This window comes from Desulfosporosinus youngiae DSM 17734 (assembly GCF_000244895.1).
Lineage (GTDB): Bacteria > Bacillota > Desulfitobacteriia > Desulfitobacteriales > Desulfitobacteriaceae > Desulfosporosinus > Desulfosporosinus youngiae.
Window position 1 is genome coordinate 5,603,154 of sequence record NZ_CM001441.1, and the last position, 19,772, is coordinate 5,622,925.

Consider the following 19,772-nt stretch of genomic DNA (forward strand, 5'->3'; position numbering starts at 1 on the left):
GCTGTTCACCTTATTCAATATAAATTTTGTCAGCCAGTTCGCTAAGCTTATTTCGTACATTTTGCATTTCTATAAATGCTTCAATATACTCCCCTCCAAAAAATTTGATTCCCTCGTCAAGCAGGAGTAATAAATTCAAAAGAAAATATGAATCTTTTTTTCGAATGGTACTATATTGAGTAGTTTCAATTGAATTAATTAAACGATCAAATTCTCCACTAAGTTCAATAAATAAGTAATTTTTCGGAATAATGTTGGGGCATGAATAACACGAGTTTAATCGCGGGTATTCACAAATAGGGTGCGTTATGCACTGGGCGTTTTCGGTTTTTGAAGGCATTTCGCCCTTAAAAATTTTTATTATAATTTCTATTAGAGATTCCTTGCTCAATTTTGCCAATCTTGTCATAACAGAATTTCGCTTTTGCTTAATTTTTAAAAGAAATTGCGCCCACTTTTCAGCCTGGTTAGGGCTGCCTAATTGATTCCGAAGGGTAACAATCGCTTCGGTTTTTTCCTCCATTGTTCGGGTAACATCAACTTTTTCGCTTGCCAATAAAATTAAATAATTGTAGAGCCATCCGAAATGCCCTCGCCGGAATAGGTTTGAGGAAACTTGATTTAAGCTCCCATCCCTATTTGTTGCTTGAACATAAATGGCTGTAGTTTCCGCCCTATTGTGGGACCTTATCCTTTGAGTAAGTTCCAGAGCCACATCAGAATCATTGCCGTCCTCATCACCTATGCTATAAAAAAAGTAAGTTAACGTGCTGTTGTTAAACTTCAGACTTTTAAAGGGCTCAAGGGATGAATTGAATTTAAAAAATTCTTGGTGACGATTTTTCCCCGAGGTAGCCACAGTTTTTCTTTCTCCATAAATAAATGATTCAAGGAGAAACGATTGAGCCTCCTTTTGCCTATGTAATTCTGAAATGATCAATGCTGTAGACAATGGCTCAACCAGTTCCGGCTCAACTAAAAATGTAACAAACGTGGTCGTTTTACTTGTTCTGATTGAACGAAAATGCAGATACAATTGATTAATAACCTTTTGGCATTGCGTAATTGATAAGACATTGGCTTTAAACCAGTCAAAAGAATCAACCTGAATAGAGGAGATATCGATTTTCGGCATATTAAAAACAATGTCGGTAGCTCTCCATGCGTCCGTAAGGTGCATTATTGTATATGCCCACATATTTGCGTAATATTGATTGTTAATCGCATTAGGCAAATGTAACATTAGATCTTTAACGTACCTGTAAAATGAATAAAAAGCTTCAGGAGAGTAAATTTCCTTTTCCCTTTTAGTTTTTTTTGATTTAAAAACAACATATTTTTTCGGAATCGACAGACCTTGGACTGTGTAGCAATATTCATAGAAATGAATAAAGATACGCCTTTTATGATCGCTTGTCATTTTATTGTATATAATAGAATCAATAAAACTGACATCTAACTCGTACAGATTTTTACTAAAAGTCCCTAATATCTCGAATACAGACTGGTAGTAACCAAAAAAGCTTTGGACATGACTCGGATTGCCTCTTAATTTGCCTAATTTAATTTTACAGAACTCTACAAATAAATCCTGCGTTTTTCTCAAATTAAAGGGCAAAGGGAAAGCCGATATAAAGCGTAAAAGTTCTTCCAACGCATCTTTGTTCGTATAAATTATGCCCTTTTTATGATACTGTTGTTTAGGCCTCGAAGCGATAAATTCATCTGCTTCTTCAATCGGTATACAATACAACCCTTTAACCTTTTGGGCATTTGTAAACAACTGTTTATTTTTAACTTTTATCCTTAGCGTTTGCAATGACAATCCGGTCTTATCGGCTATAGTCTTAAGATTTATTGTATTGGAAGGCATGAGAATTGCTTTTTTGTGTTTTATCAAAGAAATTCGGCTTTGGGGTTTATAATCCACGATTGATTCCATCGGAATCATCCATTTGGTTTGCTTTGTATTAAACGGAACTTTAATAGCACCCTTGATTATTCCAGAGTTTATTTTTTGGGATAACGTGCCTTTACTGATTTTTAATAATTCTGCAGCCTTGCTGGTATCTACATAGTTTTCAAGCCCTAGATATTCGGTAAAGGCCGGTTTGCCTTTATCATGTTTTATAACGTCATAAATTAGGGGTAAATCCTTAATATTTATATAAGGGGTTCCCATATGTAAGATGTACGGTATTTTCGTTTTCCAATATTGAAAATTGAAGTCGAGATTCAATTTTTCCTTAACCTGGTTTATCCTTAAGTATTCATTTGGATTATAATCATCGATATAACCGATGCTTTGTTTAATATCCTCAATTGAGTCGGATTTAAATAGATATTTGTCCTTGTACAGATGGTAACTTACAAGTAATCCGCTTTTAATTAATCTTAAAATTTTTTCTGGACTCAAATTTAGCATGCTGCTTAATTGCTTAACGCTAATATAATCCTCCTCATTAACGTAGCCACTTAACTTCTTTATCTCATTAATCGAACTAAGTGGGATGTAAACCTTTTTGCCGAATTGTACACTGGTTTTAACCCATCCCCTTTTAATCCAATTCAAATAAGTTTCGTGGCTAATTTTAAATAAACCAAGAAATTCAGTTAGCCCCATGTACTCGTCAGTATTTATATGTCCGATATTCCTCTTTATCAATGGAATAGATTCCTGTGAGATTAGGACTTTATTACCGATTTTAATCAAAGGAACTTTTCCTTCTGCTATCCATCTGATGATAGTGCCATAGGTGACATTCAAAACTCTTGCGAGTTCAGCTTTTGTCAGAAATTCCGGTTTAGATTGCAATGTTTCATTGCTCCTTTTGTTGGCGTTTTTCAATTAGCTTTGGAATATATACTTCATGCATATTGTTGAATTTCTGTTCAAGTTTTTTTCGCAAACGTTCAGTCCTTGCCATATAGGAAAGGGAAGAGACGAGGCTTTTATCTCCACGTGGAAAAGCAATATCGTATGGATTTTCTGCTACCTCTGCTAACATATTTGTAAAAGTTCCTCTACCAATATGGGTGGACCAACTCATCATGCTCAAATGGTGTGCAAGTATCTTATCCTCGCTGTCGCCGTATGTCTTCAAGAATTCAATATAACATTTTTTTAACTTATCGAAGTATTGACGGTAACTCCGTCCAGACATTGCTTTCCCATCCCTATTTACAAAAAGGGCATTGGTATTATCCGTTGCTTTAAATAATTCAACATGATCATGGAATAAAGATTCGCCCCAGTCCTTGATCTGAAAAATTCTTTGATTTCTGGGCCGTTTAACATAACTGCTGCCTGCACTATCCTTAAGATCAGAACGGAAGTTTTGGTCCTTAATTTCAAAGAGAAAATCCCCGTTGGCTACTCGTTTTTTCACTTGAGTCCGTTTTAAATTAACCACTTCTCCCACTCGAAGTCCGCCGAATAATTGCATATAAACCCCTAGTGCAATAGGCATTGCTTCCAGAATCGCAATTTCTAATAGGAGAGGGATGTATTTAACTGGGAATGCATGCTCTACATTTGGTGGTCTCCTTTCTGGGTATATCACCTGGAAAGGAGACTCGTAGTAGATTGAGCCATGTGTTGATTCCTTTTTGACAAAGCTACTCTTATCAATGCTGGCAATAACACCTTTATCGACTAACCAAAGGTAGAAATAAGTGAGTGTCCTTTCGCTGTCTTTTACGGTTCCTATGGAATGTCCCGCAGAAGTAAGTGTATTAAGGTATTTATTCCCGTCTGTCAATTTCAAATCAGACATTGAATGTATCCTCATACTATGCTTGTTAACCATTAAGAAATTAAGGAATTTCGCGATGTTTAACGCATGTTTTTTTTGAGTGTTAAACTTCCTTGACTGCCAGTTATGTAAAATGAAATCTGTTACCGGATGGATGATATGAGTATCCGTATTAAGCTTTTTTAATCCGATCACCGCGAACTGCTTTTTAATAACTTTCCCGTCGCTTAATTTACGCCAATCAATCCATACAGGAATCATAATAAATTTATATTTTTGAAGAGTTCCTTTTTTTGATGTATACGAATTGACCATTTGTCCTCCAAAAGAGATTAATGTACAATATTGTGAAGATATTAATAAGCTGATACACTATGTTTTCCATAATATCAGCTTATTGATTTTTGTACAATGATCTTTTGAGAAAAGCATCTCGTTTCCTTTATGCATCGAATATGTAAATATAATTCTGTACAAGAAAAGTAATGTACAATATTATGGAGATAGCTAAAATTAGATGGGATCCGCTTTCTCTATTCTACAATGGATGGATTACATTTTTATACCCGCCACGGAAACGAAGGAACAACACGTTTTCCCGAACTTATCACCAGCCAAATTCCTAAAGGCACGATCCTCGACGGTGAGATCATTATCGAAGATGATGACGGTAAACCCGATTTTGAGGAACTAATGAGGAGGTTTCAAGTTAGTAGCCTACGGCGAATCCCCAGTATTTCCAAGACTAAGCCCGTGACCTACTGTGTGTTTGATGTGGTTTATTATCATGGTGAACGTGTTAGCCACTTACCACTGCTAGAGCATAAGGAAATCCTTAATATGAGGTACTTCCAGAACTACCAAGGATAACTAAGGTTCCCTCGATTGTGGGTAATGGCAAGGCGCTGTTCGATTTAGTTAAACAGCAGCAACTTGAGGGCATAGTCCTGAAGAAGAAAGATTCCAAGTATGAGCTTGGGAAAAGATCTTCCAATTGGCTAAAGGTAGTTAATTATCAGTATACAACTGTAGAAATTGCTGGGTTTAGGAAGTCTGAGTTTGGTTGGGTAATACAATTCCCCGATGGCAAACCCGCTGGGATTATGGAGCTTGTTCCGGCAAATGCTCGAAAGACGGTTTACGGGGTTGCTAAGATGGTTGGTAAAGACGCCGGGGATTTTGTTATGTTTCCTCAAGCTAGTCGGGGCCTAATGTGCAAGGTTAAGTATCGCTCCCTGACCAAGGCGGGATATTTGAGATTGCCTTCGTTTGTTGAGTTTGCTAGTTGATGTGTTAAACAGAAAGAGGCCCATCGTTATGCCTGGGCCTTTATTTTACGTTTATTTTTATTACCGTCTTGAACTTTGCCACTAAGATCATGATAATTTATTGGGTTTTAGCGATAAACTATCTACTGAAGCACCTTTCCATTATCGTTAAACATAAAAATTAACTAGAGAAATAATATGGAAAGCCCCTTCAGTGGCTCAGCATGAAATAATACAGTTTTATGCTGTCATGGGGTATCAATTTCACCTTTCTCTCCGGGATATTACCCCTTTAATCAAGCATAATTAGATTAGACGTTCATCTTGCGAAGCATGTCCATCTGAGCAAATTCCCTTTCAACAAACTAATCAATAAAAGTATCCCTAGCGACGTTTCCTATAACATTGGTTGATGATAAATCCATGGCTCCCCCAATAATTCCACCGACAAGAGGTACTGCCTTACCCAAGTTAATTATACCCTTTGTGCCAAATTTAGTTACCAATCTAAATCCCACTGCTTGATTAATCTTAAGAATTACTTGTCCTGATATTTTTTCAATAGCTGATTTAGCTAACTTAGTACCTATGCTAATACCAACTTCCTTCAAAATGTCTTTACCCGCATTTCCTAGCAAACAAATATAGACAAGAGATTTAACCCTATCATCTTTTATGTCATACCCTCCCATATATGCAATCGCTGCAATCATTCTGATCTGTACGTACATAACGCTAGAAATATTCGCTGGTATAGCGACAGGCAACGCGATTATCCCCCCGAGGCCAGATATAAAACCAGATGTTGCACATTTAGAATTTTGCCACCGGATTAATGAATTAACCTTACTTTTTAGTGAGCCGCTTCTATTCAAATAATCCTCGGCAAGTTCTTGAGCCGAATCTAATCCAGGAACTCCATTTATAGATTTATCATAAGCCCAATCGAGGACTTGTAACATTTTCCCTTGCGAAATCTCTTGACTCATATCTTCCCCTCCATCTCAACTACCAGTTGAGTCCTTCCAAAACTTCTCTCAAGTTCTCTAGTTCCTCTTTAGTAAGAGTAACACCCTTCCCCATCTTCGTATGATCTGGGGACCACTCCCTAATATCATACTTAGGCTCCTTATCATTCCAGCTTATAAGATTAAGTTCTTTCTTCCAGCCTTTTGCTGATTCTGAAAGGGCACCGATAGTTTCTTTTATCTCGAATTTGATATCAGCCATGTACTTTTCCTCCTAAGGATGTAGTTAATCCTTCTTCCTCAGCCTTCTGCACACCTATAAATTGGTTAACTTTTCTAACCAACTATCTTTATCGCATTATCTTTAATGCTTGTAACTAACTCCACCAACCGCTTTTGTTTGGATCCATCGAACAGCTTGATGAGACTCTGGGGTTTATCAAAGGGTGGCTTCATCAGTTCGGAGACATTCTCAATATAGCCGTTCTTCACAATGTAATCGATAACCTTTTTGACAAAAGCAATTTGAGCGCGACTGAGAGACTGGTCATTGATAAATTCTGAGAACACTACAACGGCAGCTTCATACTCCATCTTAGCAATTTTACGCACTAGCAAGCCAAATGGGGTATCCTTAAATTCTCTCTTATAATCCTCTGCTGTGCCGAGTTCCCCCGTGAAGATATGTTCCAAGCTCTTGTAATCCTTAGTATTTAAGGGCATATTATTTCGCAACTTATGAATTGCTATGTGGTCTTGGTTTTGCTCAATGTAGCGGTTTACCTTCAGTTTATAATCCTCAAAGTCATAGGCTTGGTATATGGCCTCTCCTTCTTTGACTTCGAGAATATCATCCGCAAGATTCGTATAGATTGGTTTCCTGCCTTCATCAACCAAAAACTTAATTAGACTACGCAGTTCCACCCGGACCTTCTCAAAGTTCAAGATATCCGAAGTCTGCCAAAAATCATCAGTGGCGATGGCACTAATGAGTTCTAGCTTTTCTTTAACTTGGGGAATACTTGCCCGTTGGGCAAGGCCGGCACAAACCTTTAGGAGTTGCTTTTGACCCTTCTTAAACTGAGGCATGCCCTCTATCTGAGCAATCATTAAGCCGTACATAAAATTGTCAAAACGTTTAGCATACTCATCTGTGTCTTCCATATAAACAATCGGGGCAAGGTACTTGATTAAGTTGCTTTTATCCACTTCCGATAAGCAGACAAAAGCCTCCGCATGTTTATACATTTCAATATATTGGAGTTGCATTTTTACGGCTACCAGTTCAGTATTTAACGCCTTAATCTGTAGTAAGACTGTTTCAATTAAGCCTGTTCGAATTACTTGGTAAGGCTCATCGCTAAAAGCTGAATGCTGGAGGTGATGAATCATGCGCACCCGCTTGGCGAAGATTGCCTCAGTCAGGCTCTGAGTCTCGTTACCAAGCAGCCCCTCTTTATGTTGACGGAAGAACTCGAAGTTTCCGAGATAATCAAATATGAGGAAGTGGGTTTTATCCTGGCCATCACCAAATAAATTACGGCAAAGCCTTGTTCCACGACCAATCATCTGCCAAAACTTTGTTTTGGAGCGGACCTTCTTGAAGAAGACTAAATTAACAAGTTCAGGTACATCAATACCTGTGTCCAGCATATCAACGGACACAGCAATATGAGGCTCCTTCTCAGCAACCTTAAAATCATCAATAAGTGTTTGGGCATAGCTATCATCACAAACAACTCGCTTGGCAAAGCTGCCATGATAGTGAGGATAAAGTTTATCGAACCGATCGATTATATATTGTGCGTGCTTTTTATTTTGGGCGAAGATGATGGTCTTACCCAGCCTATCGCTACCTGCTACCTTAATGCCCTTAGTCATTAAGTCTTCTAACACCATATCCACTGTGGCCTGGTTAAAAATGAAGTTGTTTAGTTCAGGAGATGGGATGAACTCAGGCATTGCACCGTCTTCATCAGTAAAATCTTCTTCATATCGGGCTTTATCTTCTTCTGAGAGTTCATCATAGACAATGCCCTTATCTAAGAACTTTGTCCTTACTTCAATATTATAGTAAGGTACTAAAACGTGGTCTTTATCCACGGCAGTTTCATAATCATAGGCGTAAGTGGGCACACCACTTTGCATCTCAAAGAAGTCATAGGTATTTCTATCAACCTCTGTCTTTGGGGTTGCTGTTAAGCCAACCAGTAAACCGTCGAAATACTCAAAGATTGTCCGGTACTTTTTAAAGATACTTCTGTGTGCCTCATCGATCACAATCAAATCAAAATGGGCAGGCGTAAATAGTCGTTGACCGCTCTCACTCTTAGCCGTGTCAATTGAGTTAAGCATTGTAGGATAGGTTGAAAAAACTATTCTGGCAGTCTTATCATCCTTATTGCTTAAAAGATTACAGAGGGACATATCTGGTAGATAATTCTTGAAGTCGTCCTTTGCTTGCTTAACTAAGGCGGTTCTGTCAGCTAAAAATAGGGTGTTGGTGACATATCCACCTCGTGACAAAACATCGGTTAAACTAGATGCCGTTCTTGTCTTCCCTGTGCCTGTGGCCATAACAAGCAAGGCTTTTCTGTGACCAGTATCAATATTCTCGCAGATCGCACGGATGGCTTCCTTTTGGTAGTAGCGATCGGTAATTTTATCATCAATGGGAATTTCATTTAAAACTTTACGCTCACTGCGGCGGTTCATTAGCTTTTCAAGATCAGCTTTGGAGAACACACCGCTTACTTTGCGCTGTGGGGAGGTTACATCGTCCCAGAGATAGGTTTCAAAGCCATTGGTAGTAAACATCATGGGGCGTCTGCCAGTCATTTTCTCTAAGCCGTCAGCATAGAGCTTTGCTTGCTGAGTACCTTTCCTCGGGTCTTTTGAGGTGTGCTTAGCTTCGATTATTGCTAAGGGACGTCCGTCTTTACCGTAAAGGACATAATCGGCATAGCCCTTTCCTTTATTATTAGGCATACCGTAAAGCTCTACTTCTTCCCGCACATCGTCGCCGAATACCCAACCAAGGAGTTTTAAGTCCACATCGATATATTTTTTGCGAGTAAGGAATTCAGAAATATCCCTAGGCGTGAAGTGGCGCTCTTCCTTATGTTGCTCTTTATCAGCCGTAAGACGGTCACTCATGGCCGCAATCTTAGCACGAAGAGCCTCAATTTCAGAATCCTTTTGCTCAATTAGACTATCTTTTTCTTTGATCTTAGCTTCGTCAAGAATGACCTTTTCCGCCGGAATATTTGTTTCATCAAATCTACGTTCCTCATAGTTTGCACCATAGCAGTAATCTAGCCACTCCACAAACTCAAATAAAGAGGAAAGGGATAGAATGGCATCACTGCGGCTAATGGTTTTCTCAGTATGTACTGCAAGGTTCCCTAGCTTGATGATGTAAGGGAGCTTGCTCCAAGTTTGGTTATCCATAGCGAATCTAAAAGATGGTTCGTGAATTAACGCCTGCAAATTGTCCTTATAAGGCATAGTGATAGTGTTATCCGCAGAATACACCCATTTTACCGCCAACTCGAAGGCCTTACGGCTACCTACCGCTGCCATTGTTGGGGAGGTGGCAAGAACACACTCTGCTTCGATGCAAGCGTTGGCAAATAAGGCATATTCAGTTTGTCCCTGTAAGAATTGAAAGTTTGCAGGCATTTAATTCACCTCACTGTTATTCGAAATACTCGCTCATTAGGCTGTCAAACAAGAGTTGTGCTTCGTCGATTGCCTTTTTCACAAGGGCTTTTTGTTCTTCGATTTTGGTTAAAATAGTGGCGAATTGGGTTTGTAGGTTATGCGGTGGAGTGTATACTTCAAAGAGATTACACTCCGGAACTGATAAATGCTTTACAGTTGAACCACGAGCTAGTTTTCTTATTTGATATTGAAAATACTCTGTTTGCATAAGATTTAAAAGATATAACGGAAGAATGATTGAATCATTAACTCTATACGACACAATCCTTTGACCTAAAAATAAATTCTCATCACTCTCGATTATCCCAGTTTCTCCAATGGGAGCTTCTCTTGTTAGGAGCACATCCCCTCTTCTAGGAATCGATCGTCTTGTCCATTTTCGAAACGTCTGTTCATCCACATAATTACAATTTTTCGTATCAATTTTCCCTTGTTTAATATTAGTCGTTCTAAGCATTTTGTACGGACTTACGCCATCGATAATAGGAGCTGTTTTGTTAACACAATCTACTATTTCAGAGCAGACATCAAGTATAGATACTTTATCCCACCCTTTCTCATTCATCACAGGATCGCCGAACATATCGTTAAAGGTGGATTTGATAAGGTTATCGAGCTCTGCAAGCTGTTTTTTGCGCATACCAATTATCTCTGCAGCAGTGTCTAGGGTTTTGGCGATTTGCCGTTGGATTTCGAGGGGGGGTAGAGGACACAAAACTTCACTTAGATTTTGTTTATTTATCGCTTTGAATGTGCTACCTGTTCCTTTTTGATTCAACTCAGCATGTTTCATTTTTAAAACATAGTACAGAAATTTAGCATCTGAAATATTTTCCCTTGCAGTAATGGCAGCGAGACCACGACCTATACAACAAGTTTTCATTGCTATATTTAATGCTCCAATAGGCGCTCGAACAGAAAGTAAAATATCATTTTTTTGAGCTATTTTAGTAGGCTTGTTGCAAAAATATCTTGTTTCAGGGTTCAGTTCACCAAAATCAGCATTCCCTTGATAAAAGGGAATACCATCTCCATCTTGATTGTAACTTGAAGATTCAGGTGACTGTCCCATATTCAAATCACAAATATCTACCAGCTTAACCTTCACCCACTTACCCACCGATAAGCCCCCTCAATTCCTCCATCTTGGAAGCAATATCAATGCTTAACTGATCAAGACGTGCCATAATCACCGCTGGCGCATCATACTCCACCTTTTCATAAACAACCTCTTTATATTTATTTATCGATAAATCATAATCATTACCCGAAATGGCAGACTTCTCCACAAAAAAGCTCTGCTCCGTGGGCTTCCGGTCAGCTTCCCCATCAGGATTATGGAAGCGGGCAAGAATATCCGGAATATCATTTGCCTCAACAGCAGATCGTTTATCATCTAAAGAGAAACCATCAGCTTTCATATCATAGAACCATACTTTATCAGTACCACCTGCGCCTGTTTTCGTAAACACAAGAACTGCAGTACTAACCCCTGCATACGGTTTAAACACACCGCTAGGCATGGAAATCACCGCTTGCAGTTGATGATTTTCTACCAATTCTTTCCGCAGTGCTTTGTGTGCGTTGCTTCCACTAAATAATACTCCATCAGGCACAATACAAGAGCAGCGTCCGCCTTTGCGTAGCATCCTCAAGAAAAGCGCCACAAACAAAAGCTCTGTCTTTTTGGTGTTGCAGACCGCCTTTAAGTTATCGTTAATGCTCTCTGCATCCACTGTGCCTGTGAAGGGGGGATTGGCAAGTATAATATCATAAGCAGAGGAAATACTGTTTTGCTTGGAAACGCTGTCCACATAGTTGATATGGGGTTTATTGATGGAATGCAGCATCAGGTTCATTGCAGAAAATCGAAGCATGGTTCTGTCGGTATCGAGACCTGTGAACATCTCGCCTGCAAAATTATCCCACTGCTCGGTTGTCATCTCGGCTTCGTACTTTTCCCGGATATATTCCGCAGAGGAAACGAGAAAACCGGCGGTACCACAAGCGGGGTCACAAATTTTATCATTTGGAGTTGGGGCAAGCAAGCGTACCATCATGTCACGAATATGCTTTGGGGTTCTGAATTGACCGTTCTGGCCCGCTGTAGCCAGCTTTCCCAGCATATACTCATACAGGTCGCCCTGCATATCTAAGTCTTTAATATCATGCTCATAAAGCTCGTCTAAGCCTGTGATCATCTTTTGCAAGACCTGAGGGGTTGGAACTAAAAACATAGCATCCTGCATGTAGCGCGAGAAAGCAGAAGTATTTTCCCCGTTCATCGCTTTGATAAAGGGGAATACCTTTGTCCCGACTATTTCATAGATCTCGCGAGAGTCTTTAGTTTTAAACTTGCTCCACCGCATTGCCTGACTCTCTGCGTCATTAGGGAAGATCTTGGGCATTGCCTCAACCGTTAAGGCTTCGATACTCTCGTTTTCCAGTTCCTTTTCATCGAGGGAACGGATAAACATTAGATAAGTAAGCTGTTCTATGACGGTTATTGGGTTGGTAATACCGCCAGCCCAGATATCTGTCCATATTTTGTCAACCTTGTTGCGAATCTCTCCTGTTAGCATCTAACTTTTGCCCCATTCTCTCTGATATTTCCTTTTAGCTAATTGTCTCACTTCATATAGTCTGACACTTTAGTCCGCTACTCAGACTTGATTATATCATTCCATCAAGACAAATTGGTGGATCAAATATTAGATGTTCTTCTCTATTTCTATATACCAAGGCGCACCTGGCTTCTTTTGCTTCACTAAGATCCTTTTAAAAGTAGTCTCCAACAAGCCGTTGCCTCGAAGGGTTCTTAGATCTTTTCTAAAGCTATGACCATTACGCTTTGAATTGTACTTATAAATATGATTACCTACTAGAATGTCTATACAAAGATCGGGAGTAGTCTCGATGATGTTGTTACTCCTCATCCAGTCGTGGATCGCTGCCTCTGCCATCGGTACCCTATTTATGAATTCGTCGGTGACGATTCTTTTTCGCATATTGTCCTCCTGTAAATCTGACTTCATGGAAACTCCATTTCGTAATCTTCGACACGTAGCAACTATTCCCTCCCCAGTTCCAAGGATTTCAGTATTTTCAAATCCTTGGTATAATTTAGGTAGAACATTAGAGGAGTGAATACTATGAGTAAGAAAGAGCTATGTTTTTATTCTTGGCACGGAGAGCCTGGTAAACGTAAACACTTCTTAAGCAATTACTGTAAAGAAGGATTCCATTATGATTCTAAGACCGACAAACGATTGGATCTACCCATATGCCAAGACTGGTTTGGCGATTGGAGTGGCGGTTGTTGTGATTTGAAGGAGCGCAAAACACGTGGTAGTTGGGTGCCAAGGAGAAGGAATATAATATAGACAAGCTTTAAAACTCGTCATTTCCACTAAATCTAATTTTCATAAACAGCCGCACCTATTGTAGTAATTGCCGTCATTTTGACGCTAAATAATTATGTTAGTTGCTGAGATAATTACCATTTTACTAATTCTCTTAGTTAAGGATAGACCAAGAAACTGCCTCATGGCAGTTTCTCTTTTCTTACTAAACTCTATGGATGATCTTATGAACGAAATCCCTAGTAACGCTACGTTTATCGATGAGATTTGGGAGATTCACTGTTAGCTTTGTAAAGTATGGTCAACCACTAAGGCATATGGGGCTGCGTGGCTCTGAACTCTGCTAAAAATGATCTCTGTCAGACTTCCTCTTTCGTAAGGACTTCGATCGACAACGTAAGCTAGAAGTGCTATTCGGGTACAGTTTTTCCGCCATATTTAGATCCGCATTCCTTCATAGTGGGCTTCACTCTATGACTGGTGGAGTCGTGGAAGAAGAAACCGATAATAACTAGTTTGCTTTAGTGTCTATTGAATGGGGTTAGGCCCAAGCAGTTTCATTAATTCTACTCGTTACATCCAACGAATACAATGAGTTTCGGACACTAATCGAAAGTACAGGTATAAGAACATTAAGGTAAAGCACTAACCCGCAATACCTATGGGACTGAGAAATCAGTCCCTTAATCTTTTTATGGGAGGCGATAAAAATGTACAACAATCTGCCCCTTCAAGATCTACTTGAACTAACTGTAAGGGAATCTAGCAAAGATCTAACTCTTAAAGTTTCCAACAATCAAAGACCTCGCAGAAGCCACAGAGGAAGAACTTACAAAGATAAAAGGACTTGGGAAATCAAAATCACGGAGAATCCTTGCCTGTATCGAACTTGGGCGGAGAATGTATACCGCTCCAGCCAAAGCCATCCAGTGTGTCAACAGCCCTCAAGATGTCTATGATCTCCTAATTGACATGACGCTCCTCGATCGTGAAAAATTCGTTGTTGTTATGCTGAACACTAAGAACCACGTGATAGCCGTTGATACCGTTAGTATTGGGACCCTTAATTCTTCATTAATCCACCCACGAGAAGTTTTTAAGTCAGCAATTAAACGCTCGGCTAATAGTGTTATCGTCAGCCATAACCACCCCTCAGGCGACTCTACCCCATCCAATGAAGATTTAAAAGTTACTAGACGTCTTGTTGATGCTGGTAAACTTATTGGCATCGAGGTTGTGACCATGTGATTATAGGCTCCCAAAGGTACGTCAGTCTCAAGGAACGCGGAATAATCTAACGAATAAGTCGGATTTTTGATGGTATAAGTATATTAGTAAAAATAAGAAAGAAGGAATTTACAATGGCAAACATACTTACTCAAATTGGAAAAAAGAACGCAGTAGACGTAACAACAGGATTCGCTAAAATTGCAGTCGCATCAATAGGAAGCGCCGTAGCAACAAAAACTCTAAAAATCTCAGTCGATTCGTATTTAAATGTCCTAAATAATGTAAGAAACTCGATTAGAAATAGCTAAATAAAAGGAAGCCAAAACGGCTTTCTTTTTAAGGAGGATTGACTTTGTTTAATATTCTTAGGAATAATAGATACAATAGTCTCAAAGTGAACGATGCGTACGCTGAATATGAAGAAGAGCATGATACTCATGAAAACCTTGATGATGATGTTCATAGAATTGTCGAAAGTCTTAAGCGACGTGCAGCTTTTGAATCCTGCATAAGTTCAATCGAAGTAGAAGAAGACTATACCCTATTTAATGGTATCTGTAACAAAGTACAAGGCATTGCTCGTAAACGATGGTTCAAAGAGGCAGCTATAATTGCTGCTATTTTGCTCTTTAAGACCGGTCTTTTCATGAGTTACCGCGAAGCACACAAAGTAAATCTGGAAATTCCGGACCTCTAAAAATAGAGAGGCCAAGCTCAAAAGCGCGGCCTCCTGGTCTTTAAGGTATAGAGTTGTTTACTTACCAAACGCGGCTTAGTACTTAAGCTTTCTAAGGCGCTCTTTCTTTGGTACTATTACATTTAACGGTGATGCCATTCTATGCTGTTTACGCAGATCCTCCTGGGTTAATGCTACATATCGTTTAGTCATAGTTAAGTCGACATGCCCTAAAGTTCTCTGAAGGGCTAAAGCATGTCCACCATTACGTAAAAACATTAGAGCGAATGCATGCCGTAAATCATAGGCGGTAATTTTGAATCCAAGTTTATTGCCATAGCGATTCAACCTCTGCGACCATGCATGAGTGTCCATGGTATTTCTTTCTGCTGAAACGAAGAAGGGGACTTTACCCCAACTGTCAGGTCGTATGCTAGTTAATTTTCTAACTCCATCTACTGTTAATGGTGACAATGGAAGAGTTCTACTAACTCTTGTTTTGGCAATGATCGCTGGTACCCGAACTTCCATACTACGTAAGTTAAAATCATCCGGTAATAGGGATAAAGCTTCCTTTGGTCTAACTCCTGTATCTATAGTCAGACATAAAAGTACATAATCTCTTAAACCTGAGTATATTGTAAGATCACAAACATCAAATATTGAATGGAGCTTTGACTCGTCAATTTCACGTACTCGAGGCTCCTCACGACGCAAAGGAATATCTATTAAGGGATTGGCAGGTAAGATACCCTCCTTTACAACCCACGAGAAGAAACATTTTAGATATTTCCTACGGATATTATGACTTGCAGGTGCTAAACTGTTCCCTTCAGCAAAATAACTGATGATAGCTTTCTTCAACTTCACATTGTCTCCCCATCCAGAGTACTTTTTGAAGAATGCCCGAGATGCCATTCATAGTCTTTAATTGTTCGTGCTGATACTCCTTGGGCCATTTTAAAAGTTAAAAAATCTTTAATACATTCTTTCCAATTTGTATATTGCTGCTCCATTTTAATCTTTTAACAACCTAGCCAATTAAGTCCCTCCATTAAATCGTTTTGGAAGGATAGAAGTGATCCTCGGTCTAGTCAAAAATTGCCTGTCCAATGCTCTACGTAGGAGCCTCAGCCTATGCAAAAAACGGGTTCAGAACTCCTTTACAGGAAGCCCTAAACCCGTTGCTATTACTGTATGGAGCGGACGACGAGATTCGAACTCGCGATCCTCGGCTTGGGAAGCCAATGCTCTACCGCTGAGCCACGTCCGCATATTATGATAACAAACTATATTATAGACAAGCTTTGCCCATTCGTCAAGGCTTTCCTTGATACAAAGGTTTCAGTTACTTTAAATTGAGTCAGCCCAATTGGCAAGTTCTCCTCGAAAGTTCTTTGTCAGTGTCAAAATCTTGCAATAGGGTTGGCTCCTAAAGTGCTCCATATAAGGGACAAAACCACTTTTGGCAGCGGGTATGTCGATCTGTCCTGAATGTCCAATGCAGATGACTTTGCATGAATCATGGACACGAGTAAAGATTTTTCTTAATTCCTGAACCGTAAAATTCTGGCACTCATCAATAATTATCGTCATATCTTTAAGATTTGTCCCCCGCAGAAATAAGGGTGTTTTAGGGTAACACCAAATACTGTCCATGACCCTTTTCATGCTTACCTTTCTGCGTATGGCCTCATTAACCAGTGCCTCTTCATTATACACACACTGAGCGGGATTCTCATTGATCTCTAAAAGAGCATCTATTAAAGGTTGATGATAAATACTTTCTTTTTCAGATTGGGTACCCGGTCTGAAACCCATGGCAGATTCCTGAACCGGATTAAAGATATAAGTCAGGGGTTGCTTAAAGAGCTTGGCACAAGCAACCGCAAGGGTGGTTTTCCCCGTTCCTGCTTTAGCATTAACCATGACTAATTGATAATCGAAGATCGCGTCAACATACTCACGCTGTTCCGGCGTTAATCTTGGCGCAAACCCAAACAACAAGTTGTTCTCAGGTAATGGCATAGTTAGTCACCAACCTTATTAAACGAATAATCAGCAAGCACCAAAAACCATCTAAGAGTCTTATAGTGCATCCGGAGCTTGTCTGATTTCTTATTTATGATAAGCCTGCTTTTAGTATTTCTAAATTAACAACTTTGCATTCCGTTAAAAAGAATTCCTATGATGGCTCTTATTCTTATTCGTTAGTATCAGGGCACTAATTATTGACTTAATCTCTTCAAAAGAGTACATCCTAACAGTTTTATTGACCTGCTACGACAAAAAAAGCCCTGATTTTCCCCCGGGGGAATTCACAGAACCTTTAGCTATATCCATAGATTTTAGTTGGTTGATTACTAGTTGCTGAATAAAATGGTGCCTCAGGACGGAATCGAACCGCCGACACGAGGATTTTCAGTCCTCTGCTCTACCGACTGAGCTACCGAGGCATAAAACAAATGGTGACCCGTACGGGATTCGAACCCGTGTAACCGCCGTGAAAGGGCGGTGTCTTAGACCGCTTGACCAACGGGCCATTTAGTAAGGTACTTTAAATCGACCTAATGTAGAGAGGTATTTAAAAGACACTCACAAATATGGATTTTACACTATGTTTCTATCACTGTCAATACCTTTTTATACTTTTGTTCTGCTTTTTATTTGCTTTTCTCTTTTTATTTTTATAGGGTCATGATTTTGAGTTAGACGACAATATTTAGACGGAACTATTCGAGCGGGCTATGGAAAAGGAACGGCGTTAAACCATAATTATTCCGTTCCTTTCACCCCTGTTAATCCCTTTTGGGGATTGTAGTTATACATTAAATTTTTTCAAGGTTTCCTGCAATTCCTCAGCCATCTTTGCTAAAATCTGGCTCGAAGAGGAAACTTCCTCCATAGAAGCCGACTGCTCCTCTGTTGCGGCAGACACCGTTTGAGTCTGCCCGCTGATTTCCCGGCTAATCTCATATATATCCGTAACCGAAGAGACAACCTTTTCGCTGCCCACTGCCATTTGTTGAATATCCTCTGAAATCTCCCCAATTTGGGATGAAACCTGATTTACTAAATCCGCTATCTCATTAAATGCCTGACCGGCAGTTTCAGCCACCTCTGTCCCCAGTTTTACTTGATGGGTGCCTTCATTAATCGACACAACAGCCTTTTGGGTATCATGCTGAATACCACTGATTAATAAGGCAATTTGCTTTGAAGCCTCCTGAGATTGTTCCGCCAATTTTCGGACTTCATCCGCTACAACAGCAAAACCCCTTCCTTGTTCACCTGCTCGTGCAGCTTCAATTGCAGCATTCAAGGCGAGAAGGTTTGTCTGTTCAGCTATACCTGAAATGGTATCCACAATTTGTCCGATTTCTTTAGAACGCTCACCCAAATTCATAACCACATCAGCAGATCCTGTAACTGTTTCTTCAATATTCATCATTTGCTGAATCGTCTTTTTGATAGCCTGGCTGCCCTCCGCGGCAGAAAGGGCCGTTTGCTCAGAGGACTTAACCACTATTTTAGCATTGTCCATCATGTGCTGAATACCTGCCGACATCTGCTCAACACTGGCCGATGTTTCATTGACAGCACTTAATTGTTTTTCCGCACCCATAGAGACTTCCGCTATGGCCGCTGCAACCTGGTAAGACGCTTGAGCCGATTGTTCCGCACCGGCACTCAATTGTTGGGATGATGCAGCAACTTGCTTGGATGACGATGACACATGCTCGACAAGCTGAATAAGATTTTCAGTCATAGTATCAAACGCTCTGCCAAGTTGTCCTAATTCGTCCTTAGCATCACTATTGATGCGTTCAACTTTAAGATTACCTTTTGCTATTTCCGCTGTGTAATTAGCCATTGCTACAATTCTATTCGAAATCTTGTTGCTTAAGATAGTCCCCAGTATCATGGATACCCCTAAGGCCGCTAAGATAGATACCAGAGTATAGATTATACTTGCCCTGCCCTTATTCTCAATTTCAAGCTGCTTCACCGAAACAAGCTTATCCATACTATCAACCCAATTTCCGGTCCCAATCACCCAGTTATAAGGCTGAAATAACAAGGTATAGCTTCTCTTCGGTAATGGTTCAGTTTCATTAGGTTTAGCAAAGGTATAATCAGTATAGCCTCCATCTGCCTGAATTCCATTGTTAATGAAATCCTGGACAAAATATTTACCGTCACTATCCACGGCATCATAGCGTGACTTACCTTCAGAAGCCTCTCTCCCAAGCAGAACAACGTTTATCCCCTCAGTCGTGTCAATCCAAAAGTAGTTATCATTGTCAAACCGTAAATTTCTAACTAAATCAGCAGCTTGCTTTTTTGCCTCCTCAGGGGTTAATTCCCCTCGTTCCTGACGTTCATAAATGTCTTTGACTAAACTATGAGCCGTCTGAACCTGGAGTTTAATCGTCCGGTCAAACTGTTCATACAAGGTATCACGATATTGCGTGACACTCGTTCGCTCGTTCACTATCACATTATAGATATTATACCCTCCGAGAATAGAACATATGATAAGTGCTATCGTCACTAGCAGCAGAATAATACTGTATTTTATTTTTGTCATTTCTCTTAGCCCCCTTCTCTCAACAGCTTAAATTCTTCACTAATGAATAATTAAGTACAGCAAAATCGCCCCCTCAAATAAGGCCCGACATAGCCCTGAATCAGCAGCTCAGCCATCATTACCTTATGTAGAAAATCCCTGGTTTAGCGTCCTGAGCTTTTACCGGGTTTACCCTTGTCAAATAAAGCCTTATATACTA

At 39.8% G+C, this 19,772-nt stretch carries 15 protein-coding genes and 3 tRNA genes; 4 read left to right on the forward strand and 14 right to left on the reverse strand.

Going from position 1 to position 19,772, the window contains the following annotated elements:
• Positions 1–10 precede the first annotated feature (10 nt).
• Both DESYODRAFT_RS26165 and DESYODRAFT_RS26170 read right to left on the reverse strand, forming a co-directional pair.
• Entirely contained in the window at positions 11–2,815 is a 2,805-nt protein-coding gene (locus tag DESYODRAFT_RS26165) for a helix-turn-helix domain-containing protein (protein WP_007787651.1), read from the reverse strand.
• 4 nt (positions 2,816–2,819) lie between these two features.
• Entirely contained in the window at positions 2,820–4,070 is a 1,251-nt protein-coding gene (locus DESYODRAFT_RS26170; protein WP_007787653.1) for a hypothetical protein, read from the reverse strand.
• A 207-nt stretch (positions 4,071–4,277) separates the two neighbouring features.
• Between DESYODRAFT_RS26170 and DESYODRAFT_RS30050 the strand changes: the two genes are divergently transcribed.
• A complete protein-coding gene (locus tag DESYODRAFT_RS30050; protein ID WP_427854331.1) occupies positions 4,278–4,625 on the forward strand; it encodes an ATP-dependent DNA ligase in 348 nt (115 codons plus the stop codon).
• A 17-nt stretch (positions 4,626–4,642) separates the two neighbouring features.
• Positions 4,643–5,044: an ATP-dependent DNA ligase gene (locus DESYODRAFT_RS29685; RefSeq protein ID WP_052315282.1), complete on the forward strand. Its 402-nt coding sequence runs from the start codon at positions 4,643–4,645 to the stop codon at positions 5,042–5,044.
• Between the two features lie 344 nt (positions 5,045–5,388).
• Here DESYODRAFT_RS29685 and DESYODRAFT_RS26180 read toward each other — a convergent pair whose 3' ends face one another.
• The 6 genes from DESYODRAFT_RS26180 to DESYODRAFT_RS26205 form a co-directional block, all read right to left on the reverse strand.
• A complete protein-coding gene (locus DESYODRAFT_RS26180; RefSeq protein ID WP_007787654.1) occupies positions 5,389–6,012 on the reverse strand; it encodes an EcsC family protein in 624 nt (207 codons plus the stop codon).
• Between the two features lie 19 nt (positions 6,013–6,031).
• The gene (locus tag DESYODRAFT_RS26185; protein WP_007787655.1) at positions 6,032–6,253 is read right to left on the reverse strand and encodes a YdbC family protein; all 222 of its coding nucleotides are present in this window, start codon (positions 6,251–6,253) and stop codon (positions 6,032–6,034) included.
• Positions 6,254–6,327: 74 nt separating this feature from the next.
• Complete coding sequence (locus DESYODRAFT_RS26190; RefSeq protein ID WP_007787656.1) at positions 6,328–9,672, reverse strand: DEAD/DEAH box helicase family protein; 3,345 nt, start codon at positions 9,670–9,672, stop codon at positions 6,328–6,330.
• A gap of 16 nt (positions 9,673–9,688) precedes the next feature.
• The gene (locus DESYODRAFT_RS26195; protein ID WP_007787657.1) at positions 9,689–10,834 is read right to left on the reverse strand and encodes a restriction endonuclease subunit S; all 1,146 of its coding nucleotides are present in this window, start codon (positions 10,832–10,834) and stop codon (positions 9,689–9,691) included.
• The gene (locus tag DESYODRAFT_RS26200) at positions 10,827–12,296 is read right to left on the reverse strand and encodes a type I restriction-modification system subunit M (protein ID WP_007787658.1); all 1,470 of its coding nucleotides are present in this window, start codon (positions 12,294–12,296) and stop codon (positions 10,827–10,829) included. Before DESYODRAFT_RS26200 ends, DESYODRAFT_RS26195 begins: the two co-directional genes overlap by 8 nt.
• Before the next feature lie 129 nt (positions 12,297–12,425).
• The gene (locus tag DESYODRAFT_RS26205) at positions 12,426–12,722 is read right to left on the reverse strand and encodes a hypothetical protein (RefSeq protein ID WP_007787659.1); all 297 of its coding nucleotides are present in this window, start codon (positions 12,720–12,722) and stop codon (positions 12,426–12,428) included.
• Positions 12,723–13,871: 1,149 nt separating this feature from the next.
• Between DESYODRAFT_RS26205 and DESYODRAFT_RS30055 the strand changes: the two genes are divergently transcribed.
• Complete coding sequence (locus tag DESYODRAFT_RS30055; protein WP_083842225.1) at positions 13,872–14,324, forward strand: JAB domain-containing protein; 453 nt, start codon at positions 13,872–13,874, stop codon at positions 14,322–14,324.
• A gap of 334 nt (positions 14,325–14,658) precedes the next feature.
• Positions 14,659–15,003, forward strand: a complete 345-nt coding sequence (locus tag DESYODRAFT_RS26220) for a hypothetical protein (protein ID WP_007787662.1) — start codon at positions 14,659–14,661, stop codon at positions 15,001–15,003.
• A 75-nt stretch (positions 15,004–15,078) separates the two neighbouring features.
• On the opposite strand, the gene DESYODRAFT_RS26225 is transcribed toward DESYODRAFT_RS26220, so the two are convergent.
• The 6 genes from DESYODRAFT_RS26225 to DESYODRAFT_RS26250 form a co-directional block, all read right to left on the reverse strand.
• Positions 15,079–15,846, reverse strand: a complete 768-nt coding sequence (locus DESYODRAFT_RS26225; RefSeq protein ID WP_157137255.1) for a tyrosine-type recombinase/integrase — start codon at positions 15,844–15,846, stop codon at positions 15,079–15,081.
• Positions 15,847–16,180: 334 nt separating this feature from the next.
• Positions 16,181–16,255, reverse strand: a tRNA-Gly gene (locus tag DESYODRAFT_RS26230).
• A gap of 80 nt (positions 16,256–16,335) precedes the next feature.
• Positions 16,336–17,010 (reverse strand): PhoH family protein, encoded by a 675-nt coding sequence (locus tag DESYODRAFT_RS26235; protein WP_007787664.1) that lies wholly within the window; start codon positions 17,008–17,010, stop codon positions 16,336–16,338.
• 352 nt (positions 17,011–17,362) lie between these two features.
• Positions 17,363–17,438, reverse strand: a tRNA-Phe gene (locus tag DESYODRAFT_RS26240).
• A 10-nt stretch (positions 17,439–17,448) separates the two neighbouring features.
• Positions 17,449–17,524 (reverse strand) — tRNA-Glu (locus tag DESYODRAFT_RS26245).
• Between the two features lie 279 nt (positions 17,525–17,803).
• A complete protein-coding gene (locus DESYODRAFT_RS26250) occupies positions 17,804–19,573 on the reverse strand; it encodes a methyl-accepting chemotaxis protein (protein ID WP_007787665.1) in 1,770 nt (589 codons plus the stop codon).
• Between the last annotated feature and the right edge of the window lie 199 nt (positions 19,574–19,772).

Coding starts and splice junctions, on each gene's coding strand:
- DESYODRAFT_RS26170 (WP_007787653.1), bottom strand. CDS start 4,070: ATGGTCAATTCGTATACATCAAAAAAAGGAACTCTTCAAAAATATAAA.
- DESYODRAFT_RS26180 (WP_007787654.1), bottom strand. CDS start 6,012: ATGAGTCAAGAGATTTCGCAAGGGAAAATGTTACAAGTCCTCGATTGG.
- DESYODRAFT_RS26185 (WP_007787655.1), bottom strand. CDS start 6,253: ATGGCTGATATCAAATTCGAGATAAAAGAAACTATCGGTGCCCTTTCA.
- DESYODRAFT_RS26190 (WP_007787656.1), bottom strand. CDS start 9,672: ATGCCTGCAAACTTTCAATTCTTACAGGGACAAACTGAATATGCCTTA.
- DESYODRAFT_RS26200 (WP_007787658.1), bottom strand. CDS start 12,296: ATGCTAACAGGAGAGATTCGCAACAAGGTTGACAAAATATGGACAGAT.
- DESYODRAFT_RS26205 (WP_007787659.1), bottom strand. CDS start 12,722: ATGCGAAAAAGAATCGTCACCGACGAATTCATAAATAGGGTACCGATG.
- DESYODRAFT_RS26235 (WP_007787664.1), bottom strand. CDS start 17,010: ATGCCATTACCTGAGAACAACTTGTTGTTTGGGTTTGCGCCAAGATTA.
- DESYODRAFT_RS26250 (WP_007787665.1), bottom strand. CDS start 19,573: ATGACAAAAATAAAATACAGTATTATTCTGCTGCTAGTGACGATAGCA.